Source organism: Glaciecola sp. 1036, assembly GCF_050306235.1.
Lineage (GTDB): Bacteria > Pseudomonadota > Gammaproteobacteria > Enterobacterales > Alteromonadaceae > Glaciecola.
The window spans coordinates 120,003-139,229 of sequence record NZ_JBLWFH010000009.1; the positions used below are offsets into that span (position 1 = coordinate 120,003).

General features: G+C 40.7%; 16 protein-coding genes. 10 read left to right on the forward strand and 6 right to left on the reverse strand.

Annotation, left to right across the window (positions count from 1 at the left end):
• The first annotated feature begins 22 nt into the window (after window positions 1–22).
• From fliG to ACNKW3_RS14065, 5 genes are all read left to right on the forward strand, one after another.
• A complete protein-coding gene (gene fliG / locus ACNKW3_RS14045) occupies window positions 23–1,048 on the forward strand; it encodes a flagellar motor switch protein FliG (RefSeq protein WP_427399985.1) in 1,026 nt (341 codons plus the stop codon).
• Entirely contained in the window at window positions 1,048–1,851 is an 804-nt protein-coding gene (locus ACNKW3_RS14050; RefSeq protein ID WP_427399939.1) for a flagellar assembly protein FliH, read from the forward strand. The genes fliG and ACNKW3_RS14050 overlap by 1 nt, the downstream gene beginning before the upstream one ends.
• Window positions 1,832–3,169 (forward strand): flagellar protein export ATPase FliI, encoded by a 1,338-nt coding sequence (fliI, locus tag ACNKW3_RS14055; protein ID WP_427399940.1) that lies wholly within the window; start codon window positions 1,832–1,834, stop codon window positions 3,167–3,169. Before ACNKW3_RS14050 ends, fliI begins: the two co-directional genes overlap by 20 nt.
• A 12-nt stretch (window positions 3,170–3,181) precedes the next feature.
• Window positions 3,182–3,637, forward strand: coding sequence for a flagellar export protein FliJ (fliJ, locus tag ACNKW3_RS14060; protein WP_427399941.1), 456 nt, complete (start codon window positions 3,182–3,184; stop codon window positions 3,635–3,637).
• A gap of 245 nt (window positions 3,638–3,882) precedes the next feature.
• The gene (locus ACNKW3_RS14065; protein ID WP_427399942.1) at window positions 3,883–4,668 is read left to right on the forward strand and encodes a class I SAM-dependent methyltransferase; all 786 of its coding nucleotides are present in this window, start codon (window positions 3,883–3,885) and stop codon (window positions 4,666–4,668) included.
• A 65-nt stretch (window positions 4,669–4,733) separates the two neighbouring features.
• Here the strand turns inward: ACNKW3_RS14065 and ACNKW3_RS14070 are convergent, their stop codons facing one another.
• On the reverse strand, window positions 4,734–5,681 hold the full coding sequence (locus ACNKW3_RS14070; protein WP_427399943.1) for a porin: 948 nt from the start codon (window positions 5,679–5,681) through the stop codon (window positions 4,734–4,736).
• Window positions 5,682–5,870: 189 nt separating this feature from the next.
• Between ACNKW3_RS14070 and ACNKW3_RS14075 the strand changes: the two genes are divergently transcribed.
• The 5 genes from ACNKW3_RS14075 (at window position 5,871) to ovoA (ending at window position 14,935) form a co-directional block, all read left to right on the forward strand.
• A complete protein-coding gene (locus tag ACNKW3_RS14075) occupies window positions 5,871–7,514 on the forward strand; it encodes a methyl-accepting chemotaxis protein (protein ID WP_427399944.1) in 1,644 nt (547 codons plus the stop codon).
• A gap of 234 nt (window positions 7,515–7,748) precedes the next feature.
• Window positions 7,749–8,018 carry a hypothetical protein gene (locus tag ACNKW3_RS14080; RefSeq protein ID WP_427399945.1) on the forward strand — a complete coding sequence of 90 codons (270 nt, stop codon included), beginning with the start codon at window positions 7,749–7,751 and terminating at the stop codon, window positions 8,016–8,018.
• A gap of 78 nt (window positions 8,019–8,096) precedes the next feature.
• Window positions 8,097–9,515: an efflux RND transporter periplasmic adaptor subunit gene (locus tag ACNKW3_RS14085; RefSeq protein ID WP_427399946.1), complete on the forward strand. Its 1,419-nt coding sequence runs from the start codon at window positions 8,097–8,099 to the stop codon at window positions 9,513–9,515.
• Between the two features lie 9 nt (window positions 9,516–9,524).
• Complete coding sequence (locus ACNKW3_RS14090) at window positions 9,525–12,644, forward strand: efflux RND transporter permease subunit (protein WP_427399947.1); 3,120 nt, start codon at window positions 9,525–9,527, stop codon at window positions 12,642–12,644.
• Between the two features lie 194 nt (window positions 12,645–12,838).
• Complete coding sequence (ovoA, locus tag ACNKW3_RS14095; RefSeq protein WP_427399948.1) at window positions 12,839–14,935, forward strand: 5-histidylcysteine sulfoxide synthase; 2,097 nt, start codon at window positions 12,839–12,841, stop codon at window positions 14,933–14,935.
• 68 nt (window positions 14,936–15,003) lie between these two features.
• On the opposite strand, the gene ACNKW3_RS14100 is transcribed toward ovoA, so the two are convergent.
• From ACNKW3_RS14100 to ACNKW3_RS14120, 5 genes are all read right to left on the reverse strand, one after another.
• Window positions 15,004–15,657 carry a YceH family protein gene (locus ACNKW3_RS14100; protein ID WP_427399949.1) on the reverse strand — a complete coding sequence of 218 codons (654 nt, stop codon included), beginning with the start codon at window positions 15,655–15,657 and terminating at the stop codon, window positions 15,004–15,006.
• A 73-nt stretch (window positions 15,658–15,730) separates the two neighbouring features.
• Entirely contained in the window at window positions 15,731–16,432 is a 702-nt protein-coding gene (locus ACNKW3_RS14105; RefSeq protein ID WP_427399950.1) for a LytR/AlgR family response regulator transcription factor, read from the reverse strand.
• The gene (locus ACNKW3_RS14110; RefSeq protein ID WP_427399951.1) at window positions 16,432–17,463 is read right to left on the reverse strand and encodes a sensor histidine kinase; all 1,032 of its coding nucleotides are present in this window, start codon (window positions 17,461–17,463) and stop codon (window positions 16,432–16,434) included. The genes ACNKW3_RS14105 and ACNKW3_RS14110 overlap by 1 nt, the downstream gene beginning before the upstream one ends.
• Window positions 17,463–18,407: a serine hydrolase domain-containing protein gene (locus ACNKW3_RS14115; RefSeq protein WP_427399952.1), complete on the reverse strand. Its 945-nt coding sequence runs from the start codon at window positions 18,405–18,407 to the stop codon at window positions 17,463–17,465. Before ACNKW3_RS14115 ends, ACNKW3_RS14110 begins: the two co-directional genes overlap by 1 nt.
• Window positions 18,408–18,436: 29 nt before the next feature.
• The gene (locus ACNKW3_RS14120) at window positions 18,437–19,111 is read right to left on the reverse strand and encodes a hypothetical protein (RefSeq protein ID WP_427399953.1); all 675 of its coding nucleotides are present in this window, start codon (window positions 19,109–19,111) and stop codon (window positions 18,437–18,439) included.
• Window positions 19,112–19,227 lie beyond the last annotated feature (116 nt).

Below are 19,227 nucleotides of genomic sequence, written 5' to 3' on the forward strand. Positions count from 1 at the left end.
TACTGTGCCAGAAAGTAAAGAAATGGTAGAACAAGAAGTAGAATATGACGTTGCTAAGCTCGAAGGTATAGAAAAGGCAGCCATCCTGTTATTAAGCTTAACGGAAGATGATGCTGCTCAGATCCTACGATTCATGGAGCCAAAACAGGTTCAAGTACTTGGATCGGCAATGGCAAGTATGGATGATATGACACAGCCAAAGATAACGGCCGTGCATAAACATTTTATTGAAGAAATTCAGAACTACTCGACCATAGGCTTTAAGAGTGAAGACTTTGTTCGCCGAGCGCTTATTTCTGCATTGGGTGAAGACAAAGCTGCACACCTACTTGATCAGATTATGGCGGGCAGTGGCGCAAAAGGCCTTGAATCTCTTAAATGGATGGATTCAAAACAGGTTGCGACTATTATTCGCAATGAACACCCCCAAATTCAAACCATTGTTATGTCGTATTTAGAGCCAGAACAATCGGCTGAAATTTTGGCCCAGTTCCCAGAAAAAGTACGTTTAGATCTGTTAATGCGTGTAGCCAACTTAGAAGAAGTTCAACCTGCGGCATTACAAGAACTAAACGAAATTATGGAGAAACAATTTGCCGGCCAGGCCGGTGCTCAAGCAGCCAAAATGGGCGGTTTAAAAGCAGCTGCCAACATCATGAACTATCTAGATACCAACATCGAAAATCAATTGATGGATGCTATCAGAGAACAAGACGAAGAAATGAGTCAACAGATTCAAGACCTTATGTTTGTATTTGATAACTTGATTGATGTAGATGATAGAGGTATTCAAGCGCTTCTCAGAGAAGTACAGCAAGAATCATTAATGAAAGCGATTAAAGGTGCGGATGAAGATCTTAGAGAAAAATTCACTAAGAATATGTCTAAACGCGCCGCGGAAATGTTACTTGATGATATAGAAGCTATGGGACCAGTACGCTTAAGTGAAGTTGAAACCGCACAAAAAGAAATTCTATCAGTTGCAAGACGTTTAGCTGACGCCGGTGAAATTATGCTTGGCGGCGGTGGCGGTGAAGAGTTTGTATAATGACACAAGCCGACGACAAAACTGAATTTAGTGAGGCTAAGCTTTGGAATTTGCCATCTGTCGATGATGCTTTGGCAGAAGATGATGCAAAAACCAATGCATTAAATAAACCTTACAATAAATGGAAATATGAGCCCCCTGAAGAAGAGGAAGATGTTCGTCCGTTAACAGCAGAAGATATAGAAGCGATCCGTAAATCTGCGTATCAAGAAGGCTTTGAACAAGGCCAAGCTGAAGGCAAAGAGGCTGGAAAAACACAAGGTTACGAAGAAGGAAAACAACTCGGTTTTGAAGACGCTAAACAAGCTGGATTCGAGGAAGGAATGGCCCAAGCTGAACAAGATATTCAGGCAAAATTAGCTGAATTAACAGCAATTTTAGAGCAACTCCATCAGCCGTTTAAACAAGTTACCTCCGAATTGAAAAAAGAACTTACCTTGTTAACTGTGACCATGGCGAATGCCATTGTGGGTAAACAAATTGAACATGATGAGAGCTTGATTACCGACGCTATAGAAAAGGGCATAGCGACATTGCCGTTAAATGACTTAGTCACCAGTATTCATTTGCATCCATCACAGATTTCAACGGTACAGGCATACTTACAGGATTTCTCAAACCAGCCGCAACATAATCAAGAAATGCATTGGCAGTTGGTACCCGATGAATCCATGGCAAAAGGTGGCTGCAAAATTACCACTAAGCAAAATGCAGTAGATTTGTCGATCAAAAGACGTAGCGAACAAGTCATTTCACAAGTGCTTTTGGCCCAAGGAATCAACAATGATCCAAGAGCTGATTGATAGTTTTCGCGATTTGCGTGAACAAGTAGCAGAACCTACGCCAATTTCTTCTGGCAAACTGGTGCGGGGAGTTGGACTAACCTTGGAAGCTGTCGGTTGTCAAATTCCTATTGGCGGTCGATGTTTGGTCAGAACGACCACAGGAAAAGTCGAAGCAGAAGTAGTGGGCTTCGCAGATGATATTACGTATTTAATGCCAGCAGAATCTATTCAAGGCATAGTGCCAGGCTCTATGGTTGAACCGATTTCGATGGATACTGGATTAGCGGTTGGGGATGCATTGCTTGGTCGCGTAATAGACGCCAATGGAAAGCCATTAGATGGTCAAGGACCAATTCAATGCAGTCATAGAGTGTCTACCAGCCCGCCGCCGATAAATCCACTGCAAAGAAAACCAGTGAAAGAACCCTTGGATGTTGGCGTGCGCGCCATTAACTCAGTTCTTACTGTGGGTAAAGGACAGAGAATGGGGTTGTTTGCGGGCAGTGGCGTGGGTAAAAGTGTGCTTATGGGCATGATGACTCGTGGTACCACAGCCGACGTTGTAGTGGTTGGTTTAATTGGTGAGCGTGGGCGAGAAGTAAAAGAATTTATTGACGATATTTTATCTCCAGAGGAACGTCAAAAAGCGGTAGTGGTAGCAGCACCGGCTGATACATCACCATTGATGCGCTTAAAAGGCAGTGAAACTGCAGTGACCATAGCTGAGTATTTTAGAGACCAGGGCAAAAATGTCCTGTTGTTGATAGATTCGTTAACTCGATATGCTATGGCACAACGTGAAATTTCCTTGGCTGTTGGAGAACCTCCAGCGACTAAAGGCTACCCACCTTCAGTATTTGCCAAATTACCTGCCTTAGTGGAAAGGGCGGGGAATGGTAATCAGTATCAAGGTTCAATCACCGCTTTTTATACTGTATTGACCGAAGGCGATGACTTGCAAGATCCCATTGCTGACGCCGCTCGCGCTATTTTGGATGGTCATGTTGTATTATCAAGAGAATTAGCTGAGTCTGGCCATTATCCAGCCATTGATATCGAAGCTTCTATTTCACGTGTCATGCCCCAAGTGGTTAGCCCTGAGCATGAAGCCAGTGCACGCAACTTAAAACGTGTGTATTCAGCCTATCGACAGAATAAAGATCTGATTAACTTAGGTGCTTATGCCAAAGGAAGTGATCAATTAATCGATTTATCTATTGCTGCCGCACCTGCTATTAATGCATTTTTACAGCAGCAAACATCACAGGTAGTGCCTTTCGATAATGCCTTAGAAACACTCACCACCCTAGACTCAGGTCTACGGGGCGGTAAATAGAGGACGTAAATTATGGCGAGTATTCAGCAATTACAACTAGTGGTAGATATTGAAAAAAAGAAAGAGAACACCCTTTTACAACATTATCAAACGGCTAAGCAGTATGTTTTTGATAATCAACGAAAGTTATCAGGATTGGAAAACTATCGACTAGAATACCTAAAGCAAATTAAGCAAAAAGTGAATCAAGGTGTAGGAGCGAAAACCTTAATTCAGCACCAAAATTTTGTAGCTAAGCTGGATAAAGCCTGTCAGCAACAAATTAATATTATTAACCAAGGTGTAATGGCCGAGAATCAGCGCAAGCAACAGTGGCTTTTGCAGCAAAAGAAAACTAAAGCGGTTGAAGCGCTTATTCAAAAACGTCGAATTCAAGCTCAGATGTTAGAACAAAAGAAAGAGCAGAAACTGTTCGACGAGATTGCCTCCCAGCGGTTTCATCGCAGCCGGAGTTCTATGGGGTACTAATTTCTTTACCCTTTATTGCAACTCTAGTTCGCCATTCCCAACCAAACTCGTCATTCCAAACCACACGCCGTCATTCCAAACCACACGTCGTCATTCCAAACCACACGTCGTCATTCCAAACCACACGTCGTCATTCCAAACCACACGTCGTCATTCCAAACTTGATTTGGAATCTCCCAATCCCCATTGCAATTTAACCATTTTATGAATAATCTATTTTCAACTCCTTACCGGAATCAATTGAGATGGATCTTCACACATTCCAAATTGTAGAGAACTTTTTACAACATCCTGATAGCCCAATAGACCCTTGGCAAAAAGGTTATTTCACCGATCATAAAAAACGATTCCAAGCCGACTTAGCTTTATTATTGGCACTTAATCCTAAAGGCCCTATTTTAGAAATTGGTTCTGCACCCGGCCATATGACAGCTATATTAGCATTGCATGATTTAGATGTTACCGGGGTAGATCTCGCACCGGAGCGTATGGCACCAATAATCCAAGCGTTTGGCTTAGATGTTCATGCTTGCGACATTGAAACTGCACCCTTACCATTTCCTGATAACGCTTTTGAATGCATAGTCTTTAGTGAAGTCTTCGAGCATTTAAGGATTGATTTACCCTTTACACTCAGTCAACTTAACCGCGTATTGAAGCCGGGAGGTAAGTTGTTATTAACAACCCCAAATGTATATTCGTTACCGTCTGTGGCAAGGTTTATAACCGGTAGAAGCATCGCAGATCCCGTTCATGAATTTGCAAAACTTCGCGGCGTAGGGCACATGGGACATATCCGTGAATACTCTTCAAAGGAAGTCGTCAGTTGTTTAGAAGCCAGTGGATTTGTCGCAACTGCAACAACCTACAGGTTCCATAAAAATACTAATGGAAAGAAAAAGGCCTTGTTATCACTAGCCTATCGTGTAGTACCGTCTAAATTTCATCGCGAAATAGTGATAGTCGCAGAGAAGATTTTAGACGCGGAGAGGTTTTCACCCATTATAGAATCAACGCCTAGCCAAGCATGACTTCTCTCACTTTCTGTCATAAAAAAAGCGGCTAAAAGCCGCTTTTACCTTTACTTATAGAGCGCTTAGAATTTAAAAGACCAATTGTATTGAATACCCAAAGCAAAATAGCTTTTATCTTCCACGTCTTCTTTATCAATAAGGCTATACCAAGTATAGAGTTTAAGGCTTTTTGAAAGAATATAATCTAATCCAATGTTGAAGTTGGAATCATCTTCAAGGGTTTGATATTGGATTTTGTAGTCAATGTTTTTCACTTTGTAGCTGGCGTTTAACAACACACCGTTTTCACTTTCTCCGCCAACCGCTGGTTCTTGGGTTTGATACATAGCACCTATCTGAGCACCTGCTAGTTTAAATCGAGCGAATATGCGTGTTACATCATAATCTTCTACATCAAAATCATGGGCGATACCCGCGTATAAACTAGTTTTTTTCAATTTACGGTCACCGTAAAAAAGCGCACTGGATACTGCTGAATCACCGCCCTCTGATTTATCTGCTTGGTACAGAGTTTCAATGCGAAAGTTATTGAATGTAGGTGTAATATAAGTAACTACGTCGGTGAGTCTGTTTTCACCTTCCCATAGGACTTTTATATCACCTTCATAATGGTTAAATAGATCTAAAGCACGACCTGGCGCCCATACAGGGGTAAAATTTCGGCCAATAGTAAGTTCACCTAAGGTTTTAGATCTTAGACCAACATACTGTGGACGAGCTGATATATTATCGCTACCTGATTCGCCAGTAATATCGACTTTCCATTCCAATCGGTAAACGACTGTCAAGTCGTCATCGACTTCAACATCACCTTTAACTCCAATCCATGAGTTGTTACTTCTAATTTCAGTAAATTGATCGCCACCTTCATCTGAAAGCTGGGCATTAACATTTATCTTTGAATAAAGTTCGCCAATAGAACCCTCTTCAGAAAAAGCGGGCTTACCGATTAATAACATAATAAACGCGGCTAACAACATTCTGCCGATAATTGCAGTGGGATTGGACATAAGGATTTTCCCCTTAATTGGTGTGAATATAATGATTGTTAACGAGGATATCGACATCCATCTAGGCAACTTAAGTTTTTAGTTGAATTATACTTAAGTTTAAAAAAATAATTTTATCAAATTTAAAATCTGCCGATATAGTCATATGAACAAAATCACAACGATTTGCGTCTTTTGAGGACATTACTGATGCTAGAATCTCAAAACTATTCGGTTAGAGCCAAATTTGCCTTTCCTATCGTTTTAATTACTTTGCTTATCGCCATAATGGCAACTGTTAGCTATTTAGGAAACAGTCGACTATTAACAACCACAAATACAATTTCTGATACCTTTTTAGAAGGGATAAATTTAGCGTTAAATGCTGATAGAGATTTATATCAAGCTCATGCCGCTGCACAAAATTATTTGTTGTCTGCTTCATTGGATTTGGGTACAGAAAGTAAAAACCTAGAAACGTTTAATGAAAACGCTCAGCAAGCGCTTGACAGGATGGAAAAAGTTAAATCCCTCATGGTGGGATACCCAGAATCGTTAGCTAAAATTAGAAATTTCAACCAAGATTATAATACTTGGTTAGCCAGTTCAGAAAAAACCTTAGAGATGGCGAAGACAGGAAGTGCGTTAGAAGCCACCCAGTTTTATGAACAAACTGTTATTGGTAATTTTGATAGGTTAAGAGAACATTATGACGTTATCGGTGGTGAGTTGAAATTACATGCTGATAAGGCGACGACGAATGCTAAGGATATAGGCACTTCAGAGGCGACTCAACTGACAGTGATGATTTTAATTAGTTTAATTGTTTGTGCCGTTAGTATCATTTATGGTCCACGCCTTATTACCAATCGACTAGATCAACTATTGAAAGTAATGAAAGACATTAGCGAGGGTGAAGGCAACCTTAAAGTTCGACTAGATGAGAATGGTAAAGATGAGCTTTCTCAACTTGCTCATGCATTTAATCTTTGGATGTCAAAACTACAACAATTGGTTATTACGATCAAAAACGATGCCAGTAGTTTAAATGACTCAGTTATTGAATTGAACGGTTCTTCTGCGCAAAATAAAGTGATTGTAAATGAACAAAATGCCAACCTTGATAACATCGCTGCGGCTGTTAACGAATTGAGTTATGCAGTAAAAGAGGTCGCCCTGAGTTCAAATAACGCATTAGAGTATATTAACTCTGCCAAAGAACTCAGTATTGATTCAACAAAATCGGTGACTGCTTCGGTTTCACATATATCGTCCTTGTCTTCATCAATTGTGCATGCAAGTGACGTAATCACTAATCTAGCGGACGAGTCAAAGCATATTATTTCAGTACTAGATGTTATTAGAGATATTGCCGACCAAACTAACTTGCTCGCACTTAACGCGGCCATAGAAGCTGCACGCGCCGGAGAACAGGGCAGAGGCTTTGCGGTTGTTGCAGACGAAGTTCGCACACTTGCAAGTAGAACACAACAGTCAACAGAAGACATCAACAGTATGTTGTCTGGGTTTGGTAAGGGTGTTACCGAGGCTGTAGAAGCTATACAAAAGGGTAACTCTCAGGTTGAACAAGTGGTTAATGCATCAAATACGGTAAAATCGTCATTAGAACAAGCCAATCAATCTGTCGATAAAGCTAGTGACTTAATTTCACAAATTGCCACTGGCACTCAGCAACAAAGTGAAGCCACAGATGAAATTAACGGTAATATTGTTGCCCTACATGAGCATAGCAACAATAGTGTTGAAACGGTGAATCAAACGACTAATGCTGTGTTAAGTTTAGAACAGACGGCAAGCCGCTTGTCACAAAATGTAGAACAATTTAAAGTATAAAATATTGAGTTAATTTTAAAAGCCGTTGAAATTTTCAGCGGCTTTTTTATGTCTAATATTGTACTATGCATAAAACTTCTAATAATTTGTCTTGGTAAATTTGCTGAGTTAAATTTGAATTGCTATCATAACTCCATGAAATTGTTGACGATACTATTTTCACTTACGTTAATCTTCAACTTAACTTTTAGCCCAAGCGCGCAAAGTTTTGAAGTAGATATGACGGATTGCCACATGCAGAGCATGCACTCTGATGTTGAGGCTATGCAGTCAACCCAAGCGCAAGAAAATGACTGTTGCGACAATGGTACCTGTGGATTAGCAATGGCAAATTGTGAAGGTAATTGTAGTCACTGTCACGGCGCCACAGGTTTTATAGCCTTAGCGACCTCTATACAAGCGCATGCACCTGAACTTTCAAGCGACCATAACATCGCCACAGTTATCACGGCATATAGTTCCCCTGTCCTAGAGCTGATAATCCCCCCATCAATTAAATTTTAAAATGATGTCAAGTGCTTTGGATTTGTTTAATCCAAAGACACAAAAAGTTTAATTTTTAATGTTTGATGGAGCGTACTCATGCGCAATTATTTTGTATATTTCCTACTTGTTGCTGGGTTATACAGCCTTTCTACTGAAGAGCTTCGTGCTCAAAATGACCAACCGATTTATATTTGTCCGATGCACAATCATATTACCAGCGACACCCCCGGAGATTGTCCGATTTGCGGCATGGATTTGGTGGCGAAGAAAACATCGAACGAACATACTGACGATGAGATGTTGGAGATGCATGGTGAAGATGATCATGAATCAATGGATACTATGCAAAGCATGCCATCAATGCAGTTGGATAATCTATTTGAATCTACCGCTAGCCAATATGTTTGTCCCATGCATGAGCATATTGTCAAGGATCACCCTGGGACTTGTCCTATTTGTGGCATGGATTTAGTTCCCAAAAAATCAGCGCAAACATCTAAGGGACCGAGTGTACAGGTCTCAGGGGCTATGCAACAAAGTCTGGCAATTCAAACTGCGCTTGTGCAAAGGGGAAGCATACAACCCGTCATACTAGCCTATGGAAGCGTAGAGTATGACGAAACAAAAATCAGACATATTCATTCAAGGGTAAGTGGATGGATAGAGAAATTGGCGGTAAATAGCTTGGGTGAAGCCATTAAAAAAGGCGACTTATTGTATGAAATTTATTCACCGGAATTAATTGTTGCCCAAGATGATTTTTTATCCCTTTTGGCCAGCGGTATCAGTAATCCAGAACTGATTGAAAGAGGAAAGAAACGTTTGAGTTTATTAGGCGTAGATGATGCGTTAATTGAACGAATAGCAAACACCAAAAAGTCTATCTATCAATTGCCTTATTATGCTCGCCAATCAGGTGTGGTTGATAGACTTGATGTCCGTGAGGGAATGTATGTTCAACCTGCGCAAGAAATGATGATGATAGCGGATCGCAGTGAAGTGTGGATAGTTGCGGATGTATCTGAATCTAATGCGCCATTGATAGAACAGAATCTCAAGGTCAATCTATCGGTTCCTGCTGCTGACATTAATGATCTGTCAGCGCCTATAAGTTTTATTTACCCTGATATGGACCCTAACACTCGCACAATGAAATTACGGGTCGATGTACCAAATCAAAAGCAAACACTTAAACCAGGGATGCTGGCAAAGCTTGAAATTCAAACTCAAGCACTAAATGATGTGTTGTATATTCCGTTGCAAGCACTGATTAGAACTGGCAAATCATCAAGAGTTATTGTGCAGACAAACGACCAAGAATTTGTCCAGCGCAAAGTAGCCATTGGAGTGATTACTGATGATCTGGTCGAAATTCGGCAAGGGTTATCTATCGATGAAAGAGTGGTGACTTCAGGACAGTTCTTATTAGATTCTGAAGCCAGCTTATCTCATTTTAGCAATGGCCTATCAGAACATGATGAAAAGACTGTTATGCCGCAGTCTCACAACCACTAGGATCCTATTATGATTAAATTTTTAATAGATCGTAGTATGCGTTTTCCGGCCATAGTATTGCTAATATTCACGGTGTTAGGCATCTATGGATATTTAAGCCTGCAGCGAATTCCAGTGGATGCTATACCTGATTTAAGTGACGTACAAGTTATCGTAAAAACCAGCTATCCAGGTCAATCACCTCAGTTAGTTGAAGAGCAAATTACCTACCCATTGTCTACTGGACTATTAGCAGTACCCAAAGCTAAAACAGTAAGAGGTTTTTCGTTTTTTGGTGATTCTTATATATACATTATTTTTGAAGATGGCACCGATATATATTGGGCAAGAACCCGCGTTTTAGAATATTTGAATCAAATTAGCTCTCAATTGCCTGCGTCTGCTCAGCCAGAGCTTGGACCTGACGCCAGTGGTGTGGGTTGGATATATCAATATGCGTTAACAGATACCACGGGAAATCAACATTTGGGAGACCTGACGACCTTACAAGACTGGTTTCTAAAATTAGAATTGCAATCTGTACCAGGGGTGTCCGAAGTGGCAACCGTTGGCGGCATGAAAAAGACCTATCAAATAGTATTAGATCCACAACGGTTAACCCAATACAACTTGAGTATTCAACAAGTTATGGACGCAGTTTCAGCCAATAATGGAGAAGTTGGTGGGGGTATTATAGAGATGGCGGAAGCCGAATATATGATTCGTAGCCAAGGCTATCTCACAAGCATTGAACAAATTGAACAAATACCTTTAGGGATTATGAGTGCGCAAGCTAGCCCTTTGCTATTAAAAGATGTAGCTGTAGTAACAAATGGCCCTGAATTACGACGTGGTATTGCCGAATTAAATGGAGAAGGAGAAGTCGTTGGCGGCATAGTGGTGATGCGTCAAGGTGAAAATGCAATGACAGTCATCAATAGTGTTAAAGCCAAACTTGAACAACTTGCCAAAGGACTACCGGAAGGGGTTGAAATCCGAACTGTTTACGACCGCTCAACCTTGATTCAAAGTTCGGTGGATAATTTACAGAACAAGCTACTGCAAGAAATTATTGTGGTAATTGTAGTTTGTTTACTCTTCTTATGGCACCTACGTTCGACCCTAGTCGCCATGATCAGTCTACCTTTGGCGGTTTTGCTAGGCTTTGTGGTTATGTGGTTGCTCGATGTGCGCATTAATATTATGAGTTTAGGTGGTATCGCCATTGCTGTTGGTGCTCTAGTCGATGCCGCAATTGTAATGATAGAAAACCTGCATAAACATTTACATCATTATCAACAGACTCAAGGCAAAGTGGCAAAAGGGAAAGCACACTGGGAAATAGTCAAAAAGTCTTGTTTTGAGGTGTGTCCGGCACTTTTTATTTCGCTATTAATCATTACCTTGAGTTTTATTCCAGTGTTCGGTCTTACGTCTCAAGAGGGCAAGTTATTTGGTCCTTTAGCTATGACTAAGACGCTAGTTATGGCAGCCTCAGCGCTACTCGCAATTACCCTAGTACCAGTGCTACTTAGTTTGTTGGTAAGAGGACATATAAAAGATGAATCAGTTAATCCCATCAGTCGAGTACTTACTTGGCTTTATGCGCCCATGTTAAAACTGTCATTAAAATTACCTTGGTTGACTATTTTATTTGCAATCGCAATAGCAGGATCTGCTTATTATCCTTGGCAAAAAATGGGCAGCGAATTTATGCCTGATTTGCAAGAAGGTGATCTCATGTATATGCCAACCACCTTACCAGGCGTCTCACCAGCTAAAGCAGGGGAGCTCTTGCAACAAACTGATCGTTTAATTAAGACACAACCAGAGGTAGCCTCTGTGTTTGGTAAAGTAGGTAGGGCAAATACAGCGACAGATCCTGCACCGCTTACAATGCTAGAAACCACCATTCAATTGAAAGATATAAGCTTATGGCGCCCAGGCATTACGTTAGATGACATAATTTCGGAGCTTGATCAGCGAGTACAAGTACCTGGATTGACCAATGCTTGGGTACAGCCGATACGAACCCGAATCGACATGTTATCAACAGGTGTCAAAACCCCTGTAGGGCTTAAAATTTCAGGTACTAATTTAACCCAATTACAAGCAACAGCAGTAGCGGTTGAGCAAGCTCTGGGAGATTTACCTGAAACCCAAAGCGCCTTTGCTGAACGCGCCAGATCTGGGCGTTACATTGAAATAGTACCTAATCGACTCGCTTTAGCACAATACGGTTTGAATATCATGCAAGTACAACAGTTGGTACGTTACGCTGTAGGTGGAGATGAAATTGGCATTAGTGTACAGGGTGACAAAAGATTTGGCATTAATTTGCGTTTTCCTCAAGATTATCGTCAATCGCCTGAGCAATTACGGGACCTGCCAATGCGAGGAAATAACGGACAATGGCTCACTTTGGGACAAGTGGCGAGTATTGAGATAGCAGATGGGCCAGCCCTTATAAAAAGTGAAAACGGTCGATTAATGGCCTTGGTATTTGTGGATCTAAAGGACAATGTCGATATTGCTGCATACATTCAAAAAGCCCAATCACATTTGCAAACCGAAGTGAATTTGCCAATAGGATCAAGCGTTACTTTTACCGGGCAATATGAATATATGCAACGGGCCGAACAAAGCATGCAATATTTGGTGCCCTTGACCTTATTAATCATACTGGTCTTGTTATATCTGACCTTTAATTCGTTTGTGCAGGCGTTTTTAGTCATGGCTAGTTTGCCAATCGCGCTTTCTGGCAGTTTGTGGTTAGTTTATTTGCTCGGCTATGAAATGTCAGTGGCCGTGGCCGTGGGGATGATTGCACTGGCGGGGGTCGCCGCTGAATTTGGGGTAATCATGTTGTTATACATTAATCGGGTTCGCCAAGATACCGATTTACCTCTCGATAAAGCCATCTACCAAGGGGCTCTACAAAGAGTTAGACCAAAAGCAATGACGGTAATAACTATCATTGCGGGTTTGCTACCTATCATGTTGGGTGAAGGGAGCGGTAATGAAGTTATGCAGCGTATAGCAGCGCCCATGCTTGGGGGCATGGTGTTAAGTCCCATCATTTCTATGTTGGTAATTCCATGCGCGTTAAAAATGCTTGGTCGATTTGGTGAAGCGCCTAAAAGTAACTAGATGACCTTCAGCACGAATAATGCATAAAGATAAACAGGCTCTACTATGACTCCGCAATAAGATTTGGCATGTCGCGGATTTGAATTTGTGTTAGATTACATGCAAATAAATCTTATTGCGTGACAAATAAGTAAGTATTTTTACAGTAAAAATGAACATCTAATTTCTGTTAGTTTAATTTTTAGGGGCAATACATGAAGCATCCCCATACCCCCGATTTACGGGAAGGTACGGTTGAGGAAAAACGCAAAGAAATACTGTCATATTTTCTTGATGCCTTTTCCACTTATGAATCACTTTTTTCAGTACTTAAAGACCAACAGGCTTTTTATCAGCGACCGGAAAAACTTCGTCACCCCTTAATTTTTTATTTTGGTCATACAGCCACTTTTTATATTAATAAGTTAGTCCTAGCAAAAGCTCTAAAGCAACGAATTCAACCAAAATTTGAGTCATTGTTTGCCGTTGGCGTGGATGAGATGAGTTGGGACGATCTCAACGAAACCAACTACAACTGGCCCAAGGTAGAGGAAGTTCGCTCATATCGCCAACAAGTTAAAGAAGTAGTGACTGAGATTATTCAGAATATTGAATTTACTATGCCCATTGATTGGGACAGTCCTATGTGGCCAATCATCATGGGCATTGAGCACGAGCGAATTCACCTTGAAACGTCCTCAGTTTTGATTCGTCAACTGGATATATCTTATGTACAAGGCTCTGCTGACTGGCCTGCATGCCCAAATTCTGCTTCGAATCCAGAAAATAGACTCATCCAAGTGTCCCAAGGTGAGGTGAGTCGAAGTAAAAATTTTGATGACAACATTTATGGCTGGGATAACGAATATGGTGCCGATAATGCCGACGTTGCTAGTTTTAAAGCGTCTCAATACTTAGTTTCCAATGGCGAATTCTTAGCCTTTGTACAAGAAAATGGGTATCTAAATAGTGAATATTGGGAAGATGAAGGTTGGCAGTGGCGAGAATACACGCAAGCGACACATCCGCACTTTTGGCGAAAAACCCCAGAAGGTATCCTATATCGAACCATGTTAGAGGAAATACCATTACCTTTAAACTGGCCGGTTGATGTGAATTATCATGAAGCAAAGGCATTTTGTAATTGGAAAAGTGAAAAGACGGGTAAAAATTTACGCTTACCATCAGAACATGAGTGGTTGAGACTTCGCGACTTTGTTGGTTTGACACAAGCAAGATACAGTGAAAATGCTAATATTCATTTATCAAAATTTGCTTCCTCTATGCCGGTTGACGTTAATGCTCACGGCGACTTTTTTGATATTATTGGCAATGTTTGGCAATGGACGGAAACGCCTATTTATCCTTTAGAAGGATTTAAAGTACATCCTTTATATGATGATTTCACCACACCTACTTTTGACAATAAACATAATTTGATTAAAGGCGGGAGTTGGATCTCCACAGGAAATGAGGCCAGTAAAGATAGTCGTTACGCTTTTCGTCGGCACTTTTTCCAACACGCTGGATTCCGTTACATCGAATCAGACTTAGATATTCAAGTCTCTGATTTAGATTACGAAAGTGACACCCAAATTTCTCAGTATTGTGAATTCCACTATGGCAGTGAATACTTTGGTGTACCTAATTTCCCAAAAGCATGCGCGCAACTATGTCTTAAACAGATGGAAGATAAACCTAAACGTAAAGCGCTAGATCTTGGGTGTGCAGTGGGTCGAGCTTCGTTTGAATTGGCAAAAGCGTTTGAGCATGTGGATGGGGTTGATTTTTCAGCGCGTTTTATCAAAGTAGCAGCGGCATTTCAGGAAAGTGCTGAGATTCGATATACCCTAGTTGATGAAGGGGAATTAACCTCGTTTCATGTACAAAGGTTAAGTGCATTAGGGCTATCCAAAGCACCGAATATTGCCTTTATGCAGGGCGATGCCTGTAATCTGGCAACCAAATACGATAACTACGACCTTATTTTCATGGGCAATTTGTTGGATAGAGTTTATAGCCCGCGCAAAGTGCTTAAGATAGTCACAGAACGGCTAAATGTGGGGGGGATTTTAGTGATTACTTCGCCATTTACTTGGCTTACCGAGTATACAGAAAAAAATGAATGGTTAGGCGGTTACAAGGAATCTACAGGGGAAACCTTAACGTCAACCAATGCGTTAGAATCAGCGCTGGCGCCTCATTTTAAACGTGTTTTTGGCCCTGTGGAAATCCCCTTTGTAATTCGTGAAACCAAGCGAAAATTTCAACATAGCTTGTCTGAATGCAGTGTGTTTGAAAAAATTCGATAACTAGATAACTTTGGGGCTAGTTGATTATCTAGCCCTGAGTGGATAAGGAAATCTGAATCCTGTTTACGTTAATTTTCCAAGTCATCTAGTCTAGCTTTCAATTGTAAAACATCTGCTTCTAGCGCTGCTATTCTTTCTAGCGCCTGTTGCAAAGCATCATCTGATTGCAATGATTCAGTTTGCACCTGAAAACTAGATTCAAAGTCACTTTCTATATCGTGAGGATTAAACATCTGGCTATAACGAGACTCTCGTTTGCCTGGTTCTCTTGGCAGTTTGACTACTAGTGTCTCGCTATTAAAGTCGCTCAAAGACGTTAGGCAATCTTCTACTTCTTGTACATTGGCAAAATCTGCCAGACGATTGGTGCGGGTTCGTAATTCTCCCGGTGTTTGTGGTCCTCTTAACAACAGAACGCAAATAATGGCCCTTTGTTGTGGAGAAAATTTTAAACTGCTAAATTCTGTATTACAAAATCTGTGCTTGTACTTAACTACTCGACCAGAAGCTTGCTGGAACAATAAGTTTTTACCGTCTAGTTCGTCTAATACATTTTGCACTTCTTGTTCGCTAAGTTGCAATACAGGTTCGCGATTGCTTTTTTGGTTACAGCCCAAGGTTAAGCTGTTCAAAGATAGGGGGTATTGATCAGGGGTGGTAATTTCTTTTTCCAATAAAACCCCAATTACACGGGCTTGTAAGGCGGTTAGTTGAGTAATCATAGTCAGTATAATGCTAGCTAATTTGCTCGGATGTTAACCTTAATAATCTGAATTGGCTAGTGCTAGAATCTGGCTACAACGACCATCGTTGTTTAAACAGCACTGCCTGTCTGCGCGAAATTTCTAGCTCTAGTCCATTTTTAAGTGTTACCTCGAAACCATTGCTAATAGAGGCTTCTATGTGTTCTATATATTGGGTATTGAATATCCAACTGCGACTGGCACGAAAAAAGGACGCTTGAGGCAAGCGGCTTTCTAACGCCGTCAAATTCTTATAAATACAGGGCGTTTTTGCTTCAAGATAGACTTTGCTGTAATTGCCTATAGATTCGAAGGCGATAATTTTGTGCAGTGGCACAAAGAAACAATGTTCACCGTCTTTTAAAAACACCTGACTGTCCATGGTCAAAACGTCGCATACTTTATTGGAATAAGCCGGAAGCTTATCCAATGCGGTAATCAAGCGTTCTCGGGTTACTGGCTTTAATAAATAATCTTTCGCATCATAATCAAAAGATTTAAGGGCATAATCATCATAAGCAGTAACAAAAATCACTTGAGGTGGGTGATCAAGTTGGTCCAATAACTGAAAACCGTCGCCCCCTGGCATATTAATGTCGAGTAATAATAGATCTGGCGTGTATTGTTCAACCCTGGTTTTCGCTTCAATAATGTTACTGGCTTCTTGTATTTCATCAATGCCATCTATGCTTTCAAGTTGTTGTTTTAATTCCACTCGTGCCAGTCGACTATCGTCAACAATAAGAACTTTCATTATCCCAACTCCAAGGGTAAACAAATTTTAGTGACCACAGCGTCATCTTGTTGACTTAGGTCGATGGATGCATCTCCATCATACAATAAAGCTAAACGGCGGCGGATATTGGCAATACCAATACCGGATTTGAGTTTGTCTTGCTTTAAGATACCGGGATTAGTGACTATCACTATCAGTTTAGATGATTCACTATTTATTTGTATTCCAATTGTACCGCCAGAAACACTATGACTGAGTCCGTGTTTGATGCAATTTTCTACACAGAGCTGCAATAACATTCTAGGCACCAAACATCTGGTGCAGTTTTCGTCTATTAACTCTTCTGTATGTAATCTATCTTCAAATTGGATACTGCACAAAGCAAGGTAATCCCGCACGAATCCCATTTCTTTTTCTACTGTCACCTTAACACTTTGTTCTTGATTAAGGGCGTACCTTAGCATGTCAGATAAAACCGCCAACATCGTTCGAGAGCGCTCTGGATCTTCTAATATAAGCGCTCGAATATTATTCAAACTATTAAACAAAAAATGCGGCTTTAATTGATTGGTTAACGCATCTAGTTGAGTATCCTGTAGAAGTTTTTGAGTTTGCTTTAATTGGCGCCAGTAGCTTATAGAAACATAGAGTGCGCACCATAAAAATAGTAGCGCAAGCATATTTAAAAAGTTGCCAGTGAACACTGATTTTATTACAAACCAACGCTGACTCGCGGGAATTGGGAATGCGTAGTCAGTGGTAGAAAGAATAAACACAATGCTAATCATGACGCTCACGGCCATGGCTGCAAAGAAGATGCTGGCGAGAATAAAATAAAGGATTTGCTGCCACATAACCCAATTTTTCACCAACTTTCGATACAGATATCGAATTCCGTGAGAGCCAAGTGCTGAGCAAGTAATTAATATGGCGCCGTATAAAAATTCAAAGGGAGGATTAACAGGTCTTTGGGCAATTATGGTACTCGTAAAGGCGTAGACTAGCCCCCAAGCGCTTACTTGAATTATTGCGTAAAGGGACAACCTCATCAGTACTTTTCTTCCATTTGTTTAGCGATAGAAAAACCTGCACTGGTAATGTTTTTTGCTACGTTTGTCAAAATGACGATTCCTAATTGTTTTTCCTTGTTAAAAGCGACAAAAGCACAAAAACCAGCGGTTTGACCTGCATGCCAAAGCCAGTCTTCCCCATGTCGCATCCAGCCCATAGTCATGGAGCTATCTTCATTGGTAGCTAAATTTACCCAAGTTTGAATAGCTAAAGTAGTATCTTCTTTATGCAGAATACTTTGCACCATTGTTTTCATATCTTGTATCGAAGCAATAACAGAGCCGGCACCCGCTAAAGCATCAAAATGCCAATTACTCACTTGTTCTAGACTAATATCATATCCTGATGCTAGCGCTTCGGGAACTTTATTTGGCACTGCAATTGCGGCTGTTTTCATGCCTAAAGGCTCGAAAACTCTTTTCTGCATTAGGTCCGGATATGAGGCTTTGAAATAAATTTCTGCCAAGGTTGATACAACGCCGAAACCATAATTTGAATAGCTGAATGTTTTTTCACCTAAACTCACGTTGGCAAGATCATTAAATAACATGTCTTTAGTGTAAGTAGCATAGGGATCTGTCAGATCATCTAACGGCATATTTGTTGGTAATCGAGGTAATCCACTGCTATGACTCATCAGTTCTGCCAAGGTAATATTTGCTAGCACTGTATCTTCAGTAGCTAGATCTTGGATGGAAATTTGGCTAATCACTGGTTTGTGTATATCAATTTTATGGGTTGCTACAGGTTCGGCAAAAGCGAATGCGGTGACAGGTTTACTCACAGAACCTATTTCAAAAAGGGTATCCTTAGTAACCTTTAGCTTCAGAGCAGTATCTGCAAAACCATGGGTGAGAATAGAAGTGTCTTCAGCGGTTATTAGCGCAATAGCGACACCTTGTTGTCCAAAGTATTCAGACAACCAAGGTGTCAAATCGCCTAGTTCAGGAATTATTGAGGGAGGGCTTTTTTTTTAAGTGTTAATGGCATAGCAGCACCTTGAATAAAGGTTCCTACCCATTCCCCATCTTGCCAGTCGGCTTGGTAATTTGCATTTAGCATGCTTGATGTGAAACTCAAATCGTCATTAGTGATGCTAAATTTGTCTACCGGAATGCCGAAACTTTGTTGTTGTGGGCTATCTAAGGTAACGTGGTACTGATTGTTTAACACGGCCACTGCTAACACTAATGGTAAAGTAGCGCTCTTAGAAATTTGTAAGTCACCAAACCAGCGGGTTTCATTGTCTAACATAACAAGACTTTTTGCGTCTAAACGTTTGAGTTCAATGGGGAACTTGCGTTGTTGGCTAAAAGTGCCAGAAAGTAAATCACCATCAAATGAGCCTTTAAAAGAAGCATTTAATTCTTTAACCTTAAATTCTAGGGTGTTACCTGTAATAGAAAACTCATCAACGGGTTTATCCTGCATTCCTTGATTAGGACTATCCAATAACACTATGTAGCCATCATGGGTTTTATTTATTTGAACGCCTAAAACAATACCTGCATTAGGCGCAAATTCTAAAAGTCCGCGCCACTGACCTGAGTAATCGTCTGAAGCCTGAGTAGCAGAGGCGAAAATACTAAGCAGTAGGCTGAGTAAAATTGCTTTAATTAATTTCATAACTGTCTCCATAGGTTTTTACTCAGACTAAACTACTTTTGTTTATCACTGGGCAATTATATGACGACCGGTCTATATTCTTGTTTAACGGTAATTCCGCTATAAGTTAACAGATG

Bases quoted from the DNA above. Each gene is read 5' to 3' on its own strand.
- ACNKW3_RS14070 (WP_427399943.1), bottom strand. From the start codon at position 5,681: ATGTCCAATCCCACTGCAATTATCGGCAGAATGTTGTTAGCCGCGTTT.
- ACNKW3_RS14090 (WP_427399947.1), top strand. From the start codon at position 9,525: ATGATTAAATTTTTAATAGATCGTAGTATGCGTTTTCCGGCCATAGTA.
- ACNKW3_RS14050 (WP_427399939.1), top strand. From the start codon at position 1,048: ATGACACAAGCCGACGACAAAACTGAATTTAGTGAGGCTAAGCTTTGG.
- ACNKW3_RS14075 (WP_427399944.1), top strand. From the start codon at position 5,871: ATGCTAGAATCTCAAAACTATTCGGTTAGAGCCAAATTTGCCTTTCCT.
- ACNKW3_RS14120 (WP_427399953.1), bottom strand. From the start codon at position 19,111: ATGAAATTAATTAAAGCAATTTTACTCAGCCTACTGCTTAGTATTTTC.
- fliJ (WP_427399941.1), top strand. From the start codon at position 3,182: ATGGCGAGTATTCAGCAATTACAACTAGTGGTAGATATTGAAAAAAAG.
- ACNKW3_RS14100 (WP_427399949.1), bottom strand. From the start codon at position 15,657: ATGATTACTCAACTAACCGCCTTACAAGCCCGTGTAATTGGGGTTTTA.
- ACNKW3_RS14065 (WP_427399942.1), top strand. From the start codon at position 3,883: ATGGATCTTCACACATTCCAAATTGTAGAGAACTTTTTACAACATCCT.
- ovoA (WP_427399948.1), top strand. From the start codon at position 12,839: ATGAAGCATCCCCATACCCCCGATTTACGGGAAGGTACGGTTGAGGAA.
- fliI (WP_427399940.1), top strand. From the start codon at position 1,832: ATGATCCAAGAGCTGATTGATAGTTTTCGCGATTTGCGTGAACAAGTA.
- ACNKW3_RS14110 (WP_427399951.1), bottom strand. From the start codon at position 17,463: ATGAGGTTGTCCCTTTACGCAATAATTCAAGTAAGCGCTTGGGGGCTA.
- ACNKW3_RS14085 (WP_427399946.1), top strand. From the start codon at position 8,097: ATGCGCAATTATTTTGTATATTTCCTACTTGTTGCTGGGTTATACAGC.
- ACNKW3_RS14105 (WP_427399950.1), bottom strand. From the start codon at position 16,432: ATGAAAGTTCTTATTGTTGACGATAGTCGACTGGCACGAGTGGAATTA.
- fliG (WP_427399985.1), top strand. From the start codon at position 23: ATGGTAGAACAAGAAGTAGAATATGACGTTGCTAAGCTCGAAGGTATA.
- ACNKW3_RS14080 (WP_427399945.1), top strand. From the start codon at position 7,749: ATGCAGAGCATGCACTCTGATGTTGAGGCTATGCAGTCAACCCAAGCG.